Origin of the sequence: Ideonella livida (genome assembly GCF_010499455.1) — a bacterium.
Lineage (GTDB): Bacteria > Pseudomonadota > Gammaproteobacteria > Burkholderiales > Burkholderiaceae_C > Ideonella > Ideonella livida.
The window spans coordinates 53,160-68,299 of sequence record NZ_JAAGOH010000005.1; the positions used below are offsets into that span (position 1 = coordinate 53,160).

Annotated in this window: 10 protein-coding genes and 5 tRNA genes; 2 read left to right on the forward strand and 13 right to left on the reverse strand. The window is 64.4% G+C overall.

Annotated elements, in window-relative coordinates:
• Nucleotides 1-192: 192 nt before the first annotated feature.
• Nucleotides 193-966 carry a PP2C family protein-serine/threonine phosphatase gene (locus tag G3A44_RS05825; RefSeq protein WP_163456575.1) on the forward strand — a complete coding sequence of 258 codons (774 nt, stop codon included), beginning with the start codon at nucleotides 193-195 and terminating at the stop codon, nucleotides 964-966.
• A 79-nt stretch (nucleotides 967-1,045) separates the two neighbouring features.
• Here the strand turns inward: G3A44_RS05825 and zapE are convergent, their stop codons facing one another.
• The 8 genes from zapE to G3A44_RS05865 all read right to left on the reverse strand — a co-directional run bounded on the left by zapE (nucleotide 1,046) and on the right by G3A44_RS05865 (nucleotide 13,293).
• Nucleotides 1,046-2,143, reverse strand: a complete 1,098-nt coding sequence (zapE, locus tag G3A44_RS05830; RefSeq protein ID WP_163456576.1) for a cell division protein ZapE — start codon at nucleotides 2,141-2,143, stop codon at nucleotides 1,046-1,048.
• Between the two features lie 133 nt (nucleotides 2,144-2,276).
• On the reverse strand, nucleotides 2,277-3,704 hold the full coding sequence (lpdA, locus tag G3A44_RS05835) for a dihydrolipoyl dehydrogenase (protein ID WP_163456577.1): 1,428 nt from the start codon (nucleotides 3,702-3,704) through the stop codon (nucleotides 2,277-2,279).
• An 81-nt stretch (nucleotides 3,705-3,785) separates the two neighbouring features.
• Complete coding sequence (gene odhB, locus G3A44_RS05840) at nucleotides 3,786-5,033, reverse strand: 2-oxoglutarate dehydrogenase complex dihydrolipoyllysine-residue succinyltransferase (RefSeq protein WP_163456578.1); 1,248 nt, start codon at nucleotides 5,031-5,033, stop codon at nucleotides 3,786-3,788.
• Between the two features lie 126 nt (nucleotides 5,034-5,159).
• A complete protein-coding gene (locus G3A44_RS05845) occupies nucleotides 5,160-8,015 on the reverse strand; it encodes a 2-oxoglutarate dehydrogenase E1 component (protein ID WP_163456579.1) in 2,856 nt (951 codons plus the stop codon).
• Nucleotides 8,016-8,718: 703 nt separating this feature from the next.
• Nucleotides 8,719-9,681: an NAD(P)H-dependent flavin oxidoreductase gene (locus G3A44_RS05850; protein ID WP_163456580.1), complete on the reverse strand. Its 963-nt coding sequence runs from the start codon at nucleotides 9,679-9,681 to the stop codon at nucleotides 8,719-8,721.
• Complete coding sequence (locus G3A44_RS05855; protein ID WP_163456581.1) at nucleotides 9,681-11,471, reverse strand: acyl-CoA dehydrogenase; 1,791 nt, start codon at nucleotides 11,469-11,471, stop codon at nucleotides 9,681-9,683. Before G3A44_RS05855 ends, G3A44_RS05850 begins: the two co-directional genes overlap by 1 nt.
• 138 nt (nucleotides 11,472-11,609) lie before the next feature.
• Complete coding sequence (locus tag G3A44_RS05860; protein ID WP_163456582.1) at nucleotides 11,610-12,542, reverse strand: electron transfer flavoprotein subunit alpha/FixB family protein; 933 nt, start codon at nucleotides 12,540-12,542, stop codon at nucleotides 11,610-11,612.
• Nucleotide 12,543: 1 nt separating this feature from the next.
• On the reverse strand, nucleotides 12,544-13,293 hold the full coding sequence (locus G3A44_RS05865) for an electron transfer flavoprotein subunit beta/FixA family protein (RefSeq protein WP_163456583.1): 750 nt from the start codon (nucleotides 13,291-13,293) through the stop codon (nucleotides 12,544-12,546).
• Between the two features lie 189 nt (nucleotides 13,294-13,482).
• Between G3A44_RS05865 and murI the strand changes: the two genes are divergently transcribed.
• Nucleotides 13,483-14,355, forward strand: a complete 873-nt coding sequence (gene murI / locus G3A44_RS05870) for a glutamate racemase (RefSeq protein WP_163456584.1) — start codon at nucleotides 13,483-13,485, stop codon at nucleotides 14,353-14,355.
• Between the two features lie 67 nt (nucleotides 14,356-14,422).
• Here murI and G3A44_RS05875 read toward each other — a convergent pair.
• The 5 genes from G3A44_RS05875 to G3A44_RS05895 all read right to left on the reverse strand — a co-directional run bounded on the left by G3A44_RS05875 (nucleotide 14,423) and on the right by G3A44_RS05895 (nucleotide 15,025).
• A tRNA-Leu gene (locus G3A44_RS05875) sits at nucleotides 14,423-14,512 on the reverse strand.
• Nucleotides 14,513-14,664: 152 nt separating this feature from the next.
• Nucleotides 14,665-14,740: transfer RNA gene (locus G3A44_RS05880), tRNA-Gly, on the reverse strand.
• Between the two features lie 37 nt (nucleotides 14,741-14,777).
• Nucleotides 14,778-14,853: transfer RNA gene (locus tag G3A44_RS05885), tRNA-Gly, on the reverse strand.
• Between the two features lie 6 nt (nucleotides 14,854-14,859).
• Nucleotides 14,860-14,933 (reverse strand) — tRNA-Cys (locus G3A44_RS05890).
• A 16-nt stretch (nucleotides 14,934-14,949) separates the two neighbouring features.
• Nucleotides 14,950-15,025: transfer RNA gene (locus tag G3A44_RS05895), tRNA-Gly, on the reverse strand.
• Nucleotides 15,026-15,140: the final 115 nt, after the last annotated feature.

Genomic DNA, 15,140 nt, shown 5'->3' on the forward strand with positions numbered 1-15,140 from the left:
CGGAGACTGGCGCCGCCGGCGCTCTTGCAGCATCGGTCATGACAGTGTCGGTCGGAGCGGTGTGGGCGGAAGGGGCGCCCTCGGCGGGCCATGGCGCCGCCGGCGCCGGAGAGGACAGGGTCAAGTCCGGATCCAGTGAGATGTGCGCAGGCACAGGCTTGGGGGAGTCACGGGCAGTTTATATTGGACGTCATGAATGCCCCCTCCCCCGTACCCTACCGCCTGCTGGCCTCCACCGGACTGCACAAGGGTGACCGCGCCTATCAACAAGATCAGGTCACCATCCTGACCCACCCGCGCGCCCCGGGGTGCGCCTTGGGGCTGGTGGCCGACGGCATGGGGGGCAAGAGCGGTGGACGCACTGCCTCGGATCAGGTCATGCTCACCGCCAAACAAATCTTCGAGCGCTACAGCCCGGCGCACGATGAAGCGGAAGACATGCTGCGGCAATTGGTGGTTGAGTCCCACCTGATGATCAAGCTGACCGCCATCTCGGCGGAGGAAGAGCCGCACAGCACACTGGCGGCCTTCCTGCTGCTGCCAGACCGGCGCGCCTTCACCGTCCATGCAGGCGATTCACGGGTCTACCACTTCCGCGGACCGGACCTGGTGAGCCGCACACTGGACCACTCCTACGTGCAGCGCCTGGTGTCGGAGGGTCGACTCACCGAGCAGCAGGCCAACGACCACCCGCAGAGCAACCTGCTGACCGGCTGCCTGGGCACCCAGGCCGACCCGCCCATCGCGATCCAACGCATCGAGCGCGTGGAGGTGGGCGATGCGCTGATGAGCTGCTCCGACGGGCTGTGGCACTACCTCAGCGCCAAGGAGCTCGGGGCCATCATCAACGCCCTGTCCCCCCGGGAAGCCAGCGAGATGCTGATCAACAAGGCTCGCCAGCGGGCACGGGGTGGCGGGGACAACCTGTCCCTGGCACTCGTGCGCGTGGACCCCTTCAAGGGTTGAAGCGGGCAGAACCGCGCGCTCCCTCTGGGGAGCGGCACACCGGTTCAAGCCGCAACCCGGCAAGGGCCGCCATTGCACCTCAGGTCAGCGAGGTATCGACCTTGCGGTGCTCCAGGTCCAGGAACTCCTGCGACTGCATCTCATTGAGGCGTGAGACGGTGCGCGGAAACTCATGGGCCATCGGCCCTTCGGTGTAGAGCTGTTCGGGCGGCACGGCCGCCGAGACGATGAACTTGCAACGCCGGTCGTACAGCACATCCACCAACCAGGTGAAGCGCCGCGCCTCGGAGGCCAGGCGCACCGGCATCTCGGGCACGTTGGAGAGCATCACCGTATGGAACCGTGAGGCGATTTCCAGGTAGTCGTTCTGTGAACGGGGCCCGCCGCACAAGGTCTGAAAATCGAACCACACCACACCGCCAGCGCGACGCAAGGCGCGGATCTCGCGGTGTTCGATGTGCAGCAGGGGCGCCTCGTCGCGGCTCTCCGCGATCTCCTCGAAAGCTGCCTTCATGGCACGGTCAGCCACCTCGCCCAAGGGGGTGTGGTAGAGCTGCACATGCATGAGGGTGCGACGCCGGTAGTCGTTGCCGGCATCAACGTTGAGCACCTGCATCTTGTCCTTGAGCAGCTCGATTGCGGGCAAGATGCGGTCGCGGTGCAGCCCGTTGGGGTACAGGCCGTCGGGATGGAAGTTGGAGGTGGTGACGATGGACACCCGGTTCGCGAACAGCGAATCCAGCAGGCGGTGCAGGATCATCGCGTCGGTGACGTCGGCCACATGGAACTCGTCGAAGCAGATCAGGCGGTAGCGGCGGGCGATGCGCCGCCCCAGTTCGTCCAGCGGGTCGCGCACACCCTTGAGCTCCTGCAGCTCGCGGTGCACCTCGCGCATGAATTCATGGAAGTGCAGGCGCGTCTTGCGCTTGAGCGGCACGGACTGGAAGAAGCAGTCCATCAGGAAGCTCTTGCCGCGCCCCACGCCACCGTACATGTAGACGCCGCGCGGGATCGGCGGCTTGACCAGCATCTTGGTCAGGGCATTGGAGCGGCGCGCCAGATAGGCGGTCCATTCGTTCTCGCAGCGCTCCAGCGCGTCGATGGCGCGCAGCTGCGCCTCGTCGGCCTTGTAGCCGCGCTCCTGCAGGGTGGCTTCGTAGAGCTGGCGGACGGTCATGGTGGAAACCGGGTGAGGGATCGGAAAACAGAACAGCCCGCCGCTTCTGCACGACAGGGCACAGAAACGCGCGGGCTGGGCCAACGGACACGGACAGGCGCAGCCCACGCAGGGCCGCACCCGGCGCCGCTCATCAGAAGTTGAGCGTGCGCTTGTCCACCGCCAAGGCGGCTTCCTTGGTGGCTTCAGACAACGACGGGTGCGCGTGGCACACGCGGGCGATGTCTTCGGCCGAGGCCTTGAACTCCATGGCCAGCACGGCTTCGGCGATCAGCTCCGAAGCGAACGGGCCGACGATGTGCACGCCCAAGATTTCGTCGGTCTTGGCGTCAGCCAGGAACTTGACGAAGCCGGTGGTGTCACCCAGTGCGCGCGCACGGCCGTTGGCCATGAACGGGAACTGGCCAGCCTTGTAAGCCACGCCATCCGCCTTGAGCTGCTGCTCGGTGCGACCCACCCAGGCGATTTCCGGCGAGGTGTAGATCACCCAGGGGATGGTGGCGAAGTTGACGTGGCCATGCTGGCCGGCGATGCGCTCGGCCACCGCCACGCCTTCTTCTTCCGCCTTGTGCGCCAGCATCGGGCCGCGCACGACGTCACCCACGGCCCAGACGCCCGGCAAGTTGGTCTTGCACTCGTCGTCCACCACGATGGCACCGCGCTCGTCCAGCTTCAGGCCGACAGCCTCCGGGTTCAGGCCGATGGTGTTGGCGGTGCGGCCGATCGAGACGATCAGCTTGTCGACCGCCAGCGTCACCTCTTCGCCCTTGGCATTGGTGTAGGCAACGGCCACGCCCTCGCCCGAGGCGTCGACCTTGGAGATCTTGGCACCGAACTCGAACTTCAGACCCTGCTTGGTGAAGGCCTTCAGCGCTTCCTTGGCCACGCCCTCATCGGCGGCGGCCAGGAAAGTGGGCATGGCTTCGAGGATGGTGACCTCGGCACCCAGGCGACGCCACACCGAACCCATTTCCAGACCGATCACGCCCGAGCCGATCACGCCGAGCTTGGCGGGCACAGCGCCGATGCGCAGGGCGCCATCGTTCGAGAGGATCTTCTCTTCGTCAAACGGCGCGCCTGGCAGCGCGCGGGCGTTGGAGCCGGTGGCAAGGATCACCTGCTTGGCCACCAGGGTCTCAGCAGCCGCGCCGGCGACATTGATCTCGTAGCCGCCTTCCACCGCCTTGGCGAAGCTGCCACGGCCATGGAAGAAGCTGACCTTGTTCTTCTTGAACAGGTAGAGGATGCCGTCGTTGTTCTGCTTCACGACGGTGTTCTTGCGGCCCACCATCTTGGCCACATCGATTTGCAGGTTGTCGAGGCTGATGCCGTGCTCACCGAAGTGGTGGGCGGCCTGCTCGAAGTGCTCGGAGGACTGCAGCAGCGCCTTGGACGGGATGCAGCCGACGTTGGTGCAGGTGCCGCCAGGTGCGGGACCGCCCTTGTCGTTCTTCCACTCGTCGATACACGCGACGTTGAACCCCAGCTGGGCCGCGCGGATGGCGGCGATGTAGCCACCGGGGCCGCCGCCGATGACGACCACGTCAAATTGTTTGGACATCTTTGAAATCCTGAAAATCTTGGCAAAACGCCCCCGAAGGGGCGTCTTTCTCAGCACATGTCAGCGATCGCTGGCAAGGCCTCAGATGTTGAACAGCAGGCGGGACGGATCTTCCAGCGCATCCTTCATGGCCACCAGGCCCAGCACGGCCTCGCGACCGTCGATGATCCGGTGGTCGTAAGACATGGCCAGGTAGTTGATCGGGCGAACGACCACTTGGCCGTTCTCGACCACGGCGCGGTCCTTGGTGGCGTGCACGCCCAGGATGGCCGATTGCGGCGGGTTGATGATCGGAGTCGAGAGCATCGAGCCGAAGGTGCCGCCGTTGGAAATGGAGAAGGTGCCGCCGGTCATCTCTTCAATGCCCAGCTTGCCGTCACGGGCCTTAGCACCGAATTCGGCAATCTTTTTCTCGATGTCGGCGAAGCTCATCTGGTCGGCATTGCGCAGGATGGGCACCACCAGGCCGCGCGGAGAGCCGACAGCGATGCCGATGTCGAAGTAGCCGTGGTAGACGATATCGTTGCCATCGACCGAAGCGTTCAGGATCGGGAACTTCTTCAGGGCGTGCACAGCAGCCTTGACGAAGAAGCTCATGAAGCCCAGCTTGCAGCCGTGTTCCTTCTCGAAGGACTCCTGGAACTTCTTGCGCATGGCCATCACCGGCGCCATGTTCACTTCGTTGAACGTGGTCAGGATGGCGTTTTGGGCCTGGGACTGCAGCAGACGCTCGGCGATGCGGGCGCGCAGGCGGCTCATCGGCACGCGCTGTTCGGTACGGTCGCCCAGGGCCACGGGCGCGGCCGGCGCGGCCACGGCGGGCAGCGGCTTGGCCGCCGGGGCCGGGGCAGCCACCGGAGCGGCTGCCGGCTTGGCGCCGGCAGCCACAGCGGCCAGCACGTCACCCTTGGTGACGCGGCCGTCCTTGCCGGAACCGGCCACATCCGCGGTGGCCAGGCCGTTGTCGGCCAGCAGCTTGGCGGCGGCGGGCATGGCCACATCCGCCTTGGAGGCCACGGCCGACGCAGCGGCCGGAGCAGCCACAGGGGCCGCCGCTGCAGCCATCGGCGCAGCGGCGCCAGCCTTGCCCTCAGTGTCCAGCTTGGCAATCAGTTGGTCGCTGACCACGGTGCCGCCGTCACCAACGACGAGCTCGGCAAGGACGCCGGCGGCAGGAGCCGGCACTTCGAGCACCACCTTGTCGGTCTCGATCTCGATCAGGATTTCATCGGCAGCGACGGCCTCGCCGGGCTTCTTCTTCCATTGCAGCAGGGTGGCTTCGGCCACGGATTCGGAAAGCTGCGGAACCTTGACTTCTACGATTGCCATGATGTGCTTGTACGAGTAGTGGGGGTTGGAGGAGCCAGGCACTGTCGGCGTTCAAGCCCGCGCCGGCCCACGGCCGGAGCGGGAATGTCGCGTCAAAGCGGTGCCCATGGACATCCGCTTTGACGGTTACTTGGTCAGGGTGAAGCCCTTGAGCTTGGCGAAGGCCTGCTCCAGCAGCGACTTCTGCTGCTCCTGGTGCAGGTGGGCGTAGCCCACGGCCGGCGATGCGGAGGCCGGACGGCCGGCATAGCCCAGACGCTGGCCGTCGAGCATGTTCTCGTGGATCTGGTGCTGAATGAAGAACCAGGTCCCCTGATTCTGCGGCTCGTCCTGGCACCACACGATGTCGGTCGCGTTGGGGTACTTCTTGACCTCGGCGGCAAACGCCTTGTGCGGGAAGGGATACAGCTGCTCGACACGGACGATCGCCACGTCGTTGGCCTTCTTCTCCTCGCGCTTCTTGACCAGGTCGAAATACACCTTGCCCGAGCAGGCGATGACACGCTTGACCTTGGCCGCGTCGATGTCGGCCTTCTGCTCACCGATGACGGTGCGGAATTCACCCTTGGTGAACTCGGTCAGCGGCGAGGTGGCGTCCTTGTTGCGCAGCAGGGACTTGGGCGTGAAGATGACCAGCGGCTTGCGGAACTGGCGCACCATCTGACGACGCAGCACATGGAAGATCTGGCTGGCCGTGGTCGGCTGCACGATCTGCATGTTGGTGTCGGCGGCGAGCTGCATGAAGCGCTCGACACGGGCCGATGAGTGCTCCGGGCCCTGACCCTCGTAGCCGTGCGGCAGCATCAGGGTCAGACCATTGGCGCGGCCCCACTTCACCTCGCCCGAGGCGATGAACTGGTCGATCACCACCTGGGCGCCGTTGGCGAAGTCACCGAACTGCGCTTCCCAGATGGTCAGCGTGTTGGGTTCAGCGCTGGCATAGCCGTACTCGAAGCCCAGCACCGCCTCCTCGGAAAGGATGGAGTCGATGACCGTGAAATCAGCCTGGTTCTCCGCCACGTGCTGCAGCGGGATGTAGGTGCCTTCATCCCACTTTTCGCGCTTCTGGTCATGGATGACCGCGTGGCGGTGGGTGAAGGTGCCACGACCGCAGTCTTCACCCGACAGACGCACGGCATAGCCGGCGGCCACCAGGGAGGCGAAGGCCATGTGCTCACCCATGCCCCAATCCACGTTCACGTCGCCGCGGCCCATGGCTGCGCGATCTTCGTAGACCTTCTTGACCAGCTGGTGCGGGCTGACGCTGGCCGGCAGGGTGGTGATGCGCTCCGCGATACGCTTCCACTCGGTCAGGGGAATGGCGGTATCGGCCGCGTCGGTCCACTTTTTGCCCAGGAAGGGCGTCCAGTCCACCGCGTACTTGCTCTTGAAGTTGGTCAGCACCGGATCGACCGTGTGGCGACCCTGGTCCATGGCGGCACGGTACGCCTTGACCATGTCATCACCCAGGGTGGCGCCCAAGCCCTGTGCCGCCAGCTTGTCGGCGTACAGGCGGCGGGTGCCCGGGTGCTGGCTGATCTTCTTGTACATCAGCGGTTGGGTCAGGGCCGGCGTGTCCTGTTCGTTGTGGCCCAACTTGCGGAAGCAGATGATGTCCACCACGACGTCGCGGCGGAAGGTCATGCGGAACTCAAGCGCCAACTGGGTGGCCAGCACCACAGCTTCCGGATCGTCGCCGTTCACATGCAGCACCGGCGAATCGATCATCTTGACGATGTCGGTGCAGTACAGCGTGGAGCGCAAGTCGCGAGGATCGCTGGTGGTGAAGCCGATCTGGTTGTTGATGATCAGGTGGACGGTACCGCCCGTGGAGTAGCCACGGGTTTCCGACAGGGCCAAGGTTTCCTGGTTGACGCCCTGACCGCCGAAGGCGGAGTCACCGTGCACCAGCACCGGCAGCACCTGCGCGCCGATCTTGTCGCCACGTCGGTCCTGACGGGCTCGCACCGAGCCCTCCACCACCGGGTTGACGATTTCCAGGTGGGACGGGTTGAAGGCCAGGCTCAGGTGGACGGGGCCGCCCGGAGTCGTGATGTCGGAGCTGAAGCCCTGGTGGTACTTCACGTCACCCGCCGGCAGATCCTCGGGCGCGGTGTGGTCAAACTCGGCGAACAGGTCCTTGGGCATCTTGCCAAGGGTGTTGACCAACACGTTCAGGCGGCCACGGTGAGCCATGCCGATCACGATTTCCTGCACGCCCTTCTCGCCGGCGCGCTGGATCAATTCGTCCATGGCCGCGATGAAGCTTTCACCCCCTTCGAGCGAGAAACGCTTCTGGCCGACGTACTTGGTGTGCAGGAAGCGCTCGAGGCCTTCAGCCGCGGTCAGGCGATCCAGGAGGTGCTTCTTCTGCTCGGCGTTCAGACTCGGCTTAGAACGGATGGTCTCCAGCTTCTGCTGCCACCAGCGGCGCTGCGCCTGGTCGGTGGAGTGCATGAACTCCACACCCAAGGTGCCGCAATAGGTCTCGCGCAGCGCCTGAAGGAGCTGGCGCAGCGTCATGTTCTCGGCTTTGCCGAAATAGGTGTTGGCGGCGCTGAAGGAGATGTCCAGATCGGCTTCGCTCAGGCCGTAGAAGCTGGGCTCGAGCTCGGGGATCTTGGGGCGCTCCTGGCGCTTGAGCGGATCCAGATCGGCCCAGCGAGCGCCGACGTTGCGGTACGCAGCCACCAGAGACTGCACGTGCACCTGCTTGCGGGCAACTTCCAGGTCGGCGGAGCTGGCGCGGGATGCCAGCACGTTGGACTTGGCGCGCTGGGCGAAGGACTCAACCACCGGCGCATGGGCGACGTCTCGGCTGTCCGTGCCATCGGCGGCCGGCACGTTCTGCAAGGCGTCGAAGTAGGCTCGCCAGTTGTCAGGCACCGAGCCCGGATTGTCGAGGTAGGCCTCGTACATTTCTTCCACGTACGGGGCATTTCCGCCGAACAGATAGGAGTTCGACGCGGACTGCTGCATCATCTTTCGCTCACCTTTCGCCCTGGTTTCCAGAGCTCCGATGGGTTGAATAACCTTCCGCGGCCCGGCTCGACCGGTTGGCGGATTGCGACCCGCCTTGCTGAGTTTGTCTCTTAACCAGCAAGGGGACACAGAAGGGACTAATTGGCCACGGCCGGCACTGTAACACCGTTGCAGCTCCTGCTTGTACGCAGTATTACGCCTGTCCGCCCCTTCAACAGGCTGACAGGACGACCGTGGGCCGCTCAGAATCGACCCGGATTGACAGTCACTTAAGTGCCGAAATCACGACCACCCCCATCTGCCCGCAGCGACCACAGCCTGGCCAATGACGCGTCCGGAGACGCAGCAGGCGGCACCCCAGCGCGTGTCCTGTGGTTGCACCCTGAAGCGCCTGCCAAGCCGCCTGCCGGCGGCACTTGCAACGGCTGCGGCGTCTGCTGCCAGTGGGAGCGCTGCCCGCTGGGCCACCTGCTGCGGCCGCCCAAAGACGGCCGCACCTGTGCTGCCCTGGTCTGGAGTGCCGAGTCGGGCCGTTACCTGTGTCAATGGGTGAGTGCACCGCAGCAGTTGCTGCCGCACTGGCCCCGCTGGTGGCACAAGGTGGCGGGGCGCCTGGCCCGTCGATGGATCGCAGCGGGCCAGGGCTGTGATGCCCATCTAGAGGTCAACCCAAAGCCGGATGGTCCGGACTGAACCTTGTGCGTCATGCCAGGGCCAGCCGCTGGCGTGCCTGCGCGTATTCACGCCGCAGGCGCTCCACCAGGGCCTGCGCCGGCACCACCGCCTGCACCGCGCCAATGCCCTGACCGCAACCCCAGATGTCCTTCCACGCCTTCTTGGCATCGCCGCCGAAATTCATGCGGGAAGGATCGCTTTGCGGCAGTTGCTCCGGATCCAGGCCGGCGGCCACGATGGACGGCTTCAGGTAGTTGCCATGCACCCCGGTAAACAGGTTGCTGTAGACGATGTCGTCACTGTTGCAGTCCACCACGCATTGCTTGTAGGCCTCGGCCGCACGCGCCTCCTCGGTGGCAATGAATGCCGAGCCGATGTAGGCGAAGTCCGCCCCCATGGCCTGGGCCGCCAAGATCGCATCACCCGTGGCGATGGCCCCAGAAAGCGCCAGGGGACCCTTGAACCAGGCTCGAATCTCCTGGATCAGCGCAAAGGGACTCTTGGTGCCCGCATGGCCGCCCGCACCCGCGGCCACCGCAATCAGTCCGTCTGCCCCCTTCTCGATGGCCTTGCGTGCAAAGGCATTGTTGATGACGTCATGCATCACCACCCCACCCCAGGCATGCACGGCTTGATTCACATCCTCGCGGGCGCCCAGCGAGGTGATGACGATAGGCACCTTGTAGCGGGCACACACGGCAAGATCTTGCTCCAGCCGGTCATTGCTGCGGTGCACGATCTGATTGATGGCGAAGGGTGCCGCGGGCCGATCAGGGTGTTGGCGATCATGCGCAGCCAGCGCCTCGGTGATCTCGGCCAGCCAGTCCTCCAGCTGGGCCGCGGGCCGTGCGTTGAGAGCTGGCATCGAACCCACCACTCCCGCCTTGCACTGGGCAATGACCAGCTTGGGGTTGGAAATGATGAACAGCGGGGAACCGATGACCGGGAACGGCAGACGGTTCAGTGGAGCAGGCAGGATAGAGTCAGACATCAGAAAGCCTCCAAAGGCATGGCCAGCAGCGCCTCAGCGCCGCCCACGATGGCCTCACGCCATCCGCGGGTGCGCGGCAGCACGTGATCGGCATAGAAGCACGCGGTCAGCACCTTGGCCGTCAGGAAATTGGTTCCCTCACCTCGTGAGGCCGCAGCCTGCGCCGCCAACAGGGCTCTGGCCATCTGCCAACCGGCCACCAGATTGCCTGCCAACATCAGGTACGGCACGCTGCCGGCATACACGGCGTTGGGCTGGCTGCGGCTCTGCGCGACCATGAAGTCCACCACGGCCAGAAAGTCCTCACGGGCCGCCGCGAGCCGATGCGCCACCGCGCGGGCCTGCGCATCCTCTCGTGCGAGGAGCTCCGCCTCGGTGGCTGCCACCTGCGCAGCCAATGCCTTGGCCTGCGCACCACCGTCGCGGACCGTCTTGCGCCCGACAAGGTCGTTGGCCTGGATGGCCGTCGTGCCCTCGTAGATGGTCAAGATCTTGGCATCTCGGTAGTGCTGGGCGGCACCGGTCTCTTCAATGAAGCCCATGCCGCCATGCACCTGGACCCCCAACGAAGTCACCTCCAGGCTCATTTCGGTGGAGTACCCCTTAATCAGGGGCACCATGAATTCGTAGAAGGCCTGACTGTCGCGTCGGACCTCGGCATCCGGGTGGGCATGCGCCGCGTCGTGGGCGCCAGCAGCCACCAGCGCCATGGCGCGACATCCCTCCGACAGTGCGCGCATCGTCATCAGCATGCGTCGCACATCCGGGTGGTGGATGATGGGGGCAGCCTTGGACATCGAACCATCCACCGGACGCGATTGCACGCGGTCATGCGCATATCGAACCGCACGCTGGTAGGCCCGGTCGGCCACGGCAATGCCCTGGACACCCACGCCGAAGCGGGCCGCGTTCATCATCACGAACATGTACTCAAGGCCACGGTTTTCCTCACCCACCAGGTACCCCACCGCCCCGCCACCATCGCCAAACTGCAGCACCGCCGTCGGGCTGGCCTTGATGCCCATCTTGTGCTCGATGCTCACGCACTGCACATCGTTGCGGGCTCCCAGACTGCCGTCAGCCTGCACCAGAAACTTGGGGCAGATGAATAAGGAGATGCCCTTGACCCCTTCCGGCGCCCCAGCCACCCGCGCCAGCACCAGATGGACGATGTTCTCGGCCATGTCGTGCTCGCCCCAGGTGATGAAGATCTTGGTGCCGAACAGCTTATAACTGCCATCGGGCTGTGGCTCCGCGCGGGTGCGCACCAAGGACAGGTCGGAACCGGCCTGGGGCTCGGTCAGGTTCATGGTTCCCGTCCAACGCCCTTCGATCATCGGCGGGATGTAGCAGGCTTTCTGCGCTTCGGAGCCTGCAGTCAGCAGCGCCTCGATGGCCCCGTCGGTCAGCAGCGGACACAGGGCGAAACTGGTGTTGGCGGCGTTGACGAACTCCGTGCAAGCCGCATGGATCAGCTTGGGCAGCCCCTGCCCGCCATAAGCGGACGGGTGATGCAAACCTTGCCAGCCGCCAGCCGTGTACTGCCGAAAGGCATCCTGAAAGCCGGGGGTGGCGCGCACCTGCCCCGCTTCGAATGAAGACGGCTGGACATCCCCGGTCCAATTCAATGGCGCGATGACTTCCTCGTTCAGGCGCGCACACTCCTCCAACACCGCCTGAGCGGTCTCCGGAGTGGCATCCTCGCAGCCCTCCCACTGGTACATCTGGCCCAATCCGGCCAGTTCCTGCATCACAAACAGGGCATCTTGCACAGGCGCGCGGTAGGTCATAGGGTTCTCCTTGGGATCTGGAAATAGGAGCGTTGAAGAATTTTTGGGCGAAAAAAAAGCGCCCCCCAGGCCCAAGGCCCAGGTGACGCCTTTTTCAAGGCTGTCAACGGTCAGGCGCGCTGCACCTGACGCGGACGTTCAGAGTTTGCCGACGAGCTCAGGCACAGCGGCAAAGAGGTCCGCCTCCAAACCATAGTCGGCAACACTGAAAATCGGCGCTTCCGGATCCTTGTTGATAGCGACGATGACCTTGGAATCTTTCATCCCGGCCAAGTGCTGAATGGCACCGCTGATGCCGCAGGCCACATACAGCTGCGGCGCGACGATCTTGCCGGTCTGCCCGACCTGCAGGTCGTTGGGCGCATACCCTGCATCCACGGCCGCACGACTGGCGCCGATGGCCGCCCCCAGCTTGTCGGCCAGCGGCGTCAGCACCTCGGAGAAACGCTCGCTGCTACCCATGGCACGACCACCCGACACAATGATCTTGGCAGCGGTCAGTTCAGGACGATCGCTCTTGCTGAGCTCGCGGCCCACGAAGCTGGACTTGGCGCTGGCCGCGACCACCCCAACAGACTCCACCACCGCGGAACCGCCAGAGACCGCAGCGGCATCAAAGCCTGTGCCTCGCACGGTGATGACCTTGACGGCATCCGCGCTTTGCACGGTCGCCACGGCATTGCCCGCATAAATCGGACGCTCAAAGGTGTCGGCCGACACCACCTTGGTGATGTCGCTGATCTGCGCCACGTCCAGTTTGGCCGCCACGCGCGGTGCGACGTTCTTGCCGCTGGCGGTCGCAGGAAACAGGATATGGCTGTAGCCGGCGGCCAAGGACAGCACTTGGGCGGCCAGGCTCTCGGCGAGCTGGTCGGAAAGCGCCGGCCCATCGGCCAACAGCACTTTGGCCACACCCGCCACCCGTGCAGCAGCCTGTGCAGCGCCTTGGGCACCCGCACCTGCCACGAGCACGTGGACGTCCCCACCGCAGGCCAGGCCTGCGGTCACAGTGTTCAACGTCGCGCCCTTGAGCGAGACATGGTCATGTTCGGCAATGACGAGGATGGCCATCTCAGATCACCTTGGCTTCGTTCTTGAGCTTCTCAACCAGGGCGGCCACATCCGCCACCTTGACGCCAGCGCCACGCTTGGGCGGCTCAGACACCTTCAGCGTTTTGATGCGCGGCGCCACATCCACACCCAGATCAGCCGGCTTGACCGTGGTCAGCGGCTTTTTCTTGGCCTTCATGATGTTGGGCAGCGTGACGTAGCGCGGCTCATTCAGACGAAGGTCTGTGGTCACCACCGCTGGCAGGGAGACACGCACCGTCTCCAGACCCCCGTCCACTTCTCGAGTGACGACGGCAGCATCTGCAGAGACCTCTACCTTCGAAGCGAAAGTGGCCTGCGGGAGATCCGCCAGGGCAGCCAGCATCTGGCCGGTCTGATTGCAGTCGTCATCAATGGCCTGCTTGCCAAGGATGACCAGCCCAGGCTGCTCCTGATCGACCAACGCCTTCAGCAGCTTGGCCACGGCCAAGGGCTGCAGCTCGTCGGCACACTCCACCAAGATGCCCCGATCCGCACCGATGGCCATGGCCGTGCGCAGGGTCTCCTGGCACTGGGCCACACCACAGGAAACGGCCACCACCTCGGTGACAACACCCTTTTCCTTGAGACGCACAGCCTCTTCGACGGCGATCTCGTCAAAGGGGTTCATGCTCATCTTGACGTTGGCGATGTCCACCCCCGTGCCATCAGACTTCACGCGAACCTTCACGTTGTAGTCGACGACACGCTTGACGGGTACCAGTACCTTCATGACGTGTTGCTCCGTGGGAAGCCGGCGAGCGAGAGGCGCCGGCAGGTCTAACATTCTTGGCCGATTGTAGGCAGGCCAAACGATGACCGCCTGTCGCCAACATCACAGCCGCACTGGAGCAGCGCGTGCGCTCGGGCAGCGCACCCACAGCGCCCGGCCGCAGCCTTCGCCCGATAGACTGCGCGCCGCATGTCCGATTCTTTGTCTCCCCAGCCCGACACGCCGCTGCATGTCGGCATGTTCGACTCCGGCCTCGGTGGCCTTTCCGTGCTCAAGGCTGCGCTGCGAGATATGCCCGGAGCCAGTTTCACCTACCTGGCCGACAGCGGATTTGCCCCCTACGGCCATCGACCAGCTGCAGTCATCGTCGACCGCAGCGAGCGCATCGGCGAGTACCTGCTGCAACTGGGTGCCGACATGGTGGTTGTGGCATGCAACACGGCCACGACCCAAGCCATTGCCAGCCTTCGTAAACGCTGGCCGCACGCCCACTGGGTGGGGGTGGAGCCAGGAATCAAGCCCGCCGTCAAATCCACCCGAAACGGACGCGTCGGTGTGATGGCCACGCCAGGTACCCTCAGCAGCGCCAGGTACGCGGAGCTGCTGCGGCAACACGCCCCCCACATCACCTGCGTAGGCGTCGCCTGCGAAGGACTGGCCGGGGCCATTGAGGGAGGACCTGCGACGGCTCACCTAGTGGAAAGCCTTTTGGACCTCTACTGCGCCCAAATGAGCGCGCACAAGGTGGACACGGTGGTACTGGGGTGCACCCACTATCCTTTGGTCGCAGACCAAATCAGGCAGCGCCTGCCGTCCCAAACGGTCCTGATCGACACGGCGGAAGCCGTCAGTCGGCGCATTCGACACCTCGCATCGAGCCACATGCCGCTTGACGCCGCACGTGTCGCGACACCGGTGGCAGCCCAACTGCAACTGCTGAGCACAGGTGACCCCAGCTTGCTGGCACAAATGGCGACGCAACATCTCGGACTCGGCGCCCTGGAAGCCAGCTCCGCACCCAACACCCTGAGGCCGCCTGCCCAGTCGATTCACGCGCGGTGAACGAAGCTTCGCCCACAAATGTGCTTCGTGTCGGAGCGGACCGCAAGAGGGTTGGGAGTACAGCGTCTGGTGCCCGGAACCGGGTTCGAACCGGTACGCCCTGATAAGGGGCGGCGGATTTTAAGTCCGCTGCGTCTGCCTGTTCCGCCATCCGGGCGATTCACCTTGCCATGCCCAACCAGGGGCGGCCACCAAGGGCGCCACGCGACCTACACGGACAAGGTCACACCGCCCGGGACACGCGGCACTGCCTAGATGCCAGCCGATCGCACAGGCGAAAAAAAAGGAAGACAAGCTTCCTTCTTATTTTGGAGCGGGAAACGAGGCTCGAACTCGCGACCTCAACCTTGGCAAGGTTGCGCTCTACCAACTGAGCTATTCCCGCAACGCGTCTGGCCATTTCGGGCCATTCGGCAATGTACTGGAGCGGGAAACGAGGCTCGAACTCGCGACCTCAACCTTGGCAAGGTTGCGCTCTACCAACTGAGCTATTCCCGCAGTACCTGGAGGCGCGATCCAGAGTCGAACTGGACTAGACGGATTTGCAATCCGTTGCATAACCGCTTTGCTATCGCGCCCTGCCACCTGCAGCACTGGAGCGGGAAACGAGGCTCGAACTCGCGACCTCAACCTTGGCAAGGTTGCGCTCTACCAACTGAGCTATTCCCGCATTGCGCTGCACGCGCTTTTCGCTGTATTTCTTTTTGTTGGTGCAAAAAGAAGCTGACATCAACTCGTCGTCAACATCAATCAACGAAAGCTAGCATTCTAAGCACGGTTTTTCT

Excerpts from the sequence above, each read along its gene's own strand:
- G3A44_RS05845 (WP_163456579.1), bottom strand. The coding sequence starts at position 8,015 with ATGATGCAGCAGTCCGCGTCGAACTCCTATCTGTTCGGCGGAAATGCC.
- lpdA (WP_163456577.1), bottom strand. The coding sequence starts at position 3,704 with ATGTCCAAACAATTTGACGTGGTCGTCATCGGCGGCGGCCCCGGTGGC.
- G3A44_RS05825 (WP_163456575.1), top strand. The coding sequence starts at position 193 with ATGAATGCCCCCTCCCCCGTACCCTACCGCCTGCTGGCCTCCACCGGA.
- zapE (WP_163456576.1), bottom strand. The coding sequence starts at position 2,143 with ATGACCGTCCGCCAGCTCTACGAAGCCACCCTGCAGGAGCGCGGCTAC.
- G3A44_RS05860 (WP_163456582.1), bottom strand. The coding sequence starts at position 12,542 with ATGGCCATCCTCGTCATTGCCGAACATGACCATGTCTCGCTCAAGGGC.
- G3A44_RS05865 (WP_163456583.1), bottom strand. The coding sequence starts at position 13,293 with ATGAAGGTACTGGTACCCGTCAAGCGTGTCGTCGACTACAACGTGAAG.
- G3A44_RS05850 (WP_163456580.1), bottom strand. The coding sequence starts at position 9,681 with ATGTCTGACTCTATCCTGCCTGCTCCACTGAACCGTCTGCCGTTCCCG.
- G3A44_RS05855 (WP_163456581.1), bottom strand. The coding sequence starts at position 11,471 with ATGACCTACCGCGCGCCTGTGCAAGATGCCCTGTTTGTGATGCAGGAA.
- odhB (WP_163456578.1), bottom strand. The coding sequence starts at position 5,033 with ATGGCAATCGTAGAAGTCAAGGTTCCGCAGCTTTCCGAATCCGTGGCC.
- murI (WP_163456584.1), top strand. The coding sequence starts at position 13,483 with ATGTCCGATTCTTTGTCTCCCCAGCCCGACACGCCGCTGCATGTCGGC.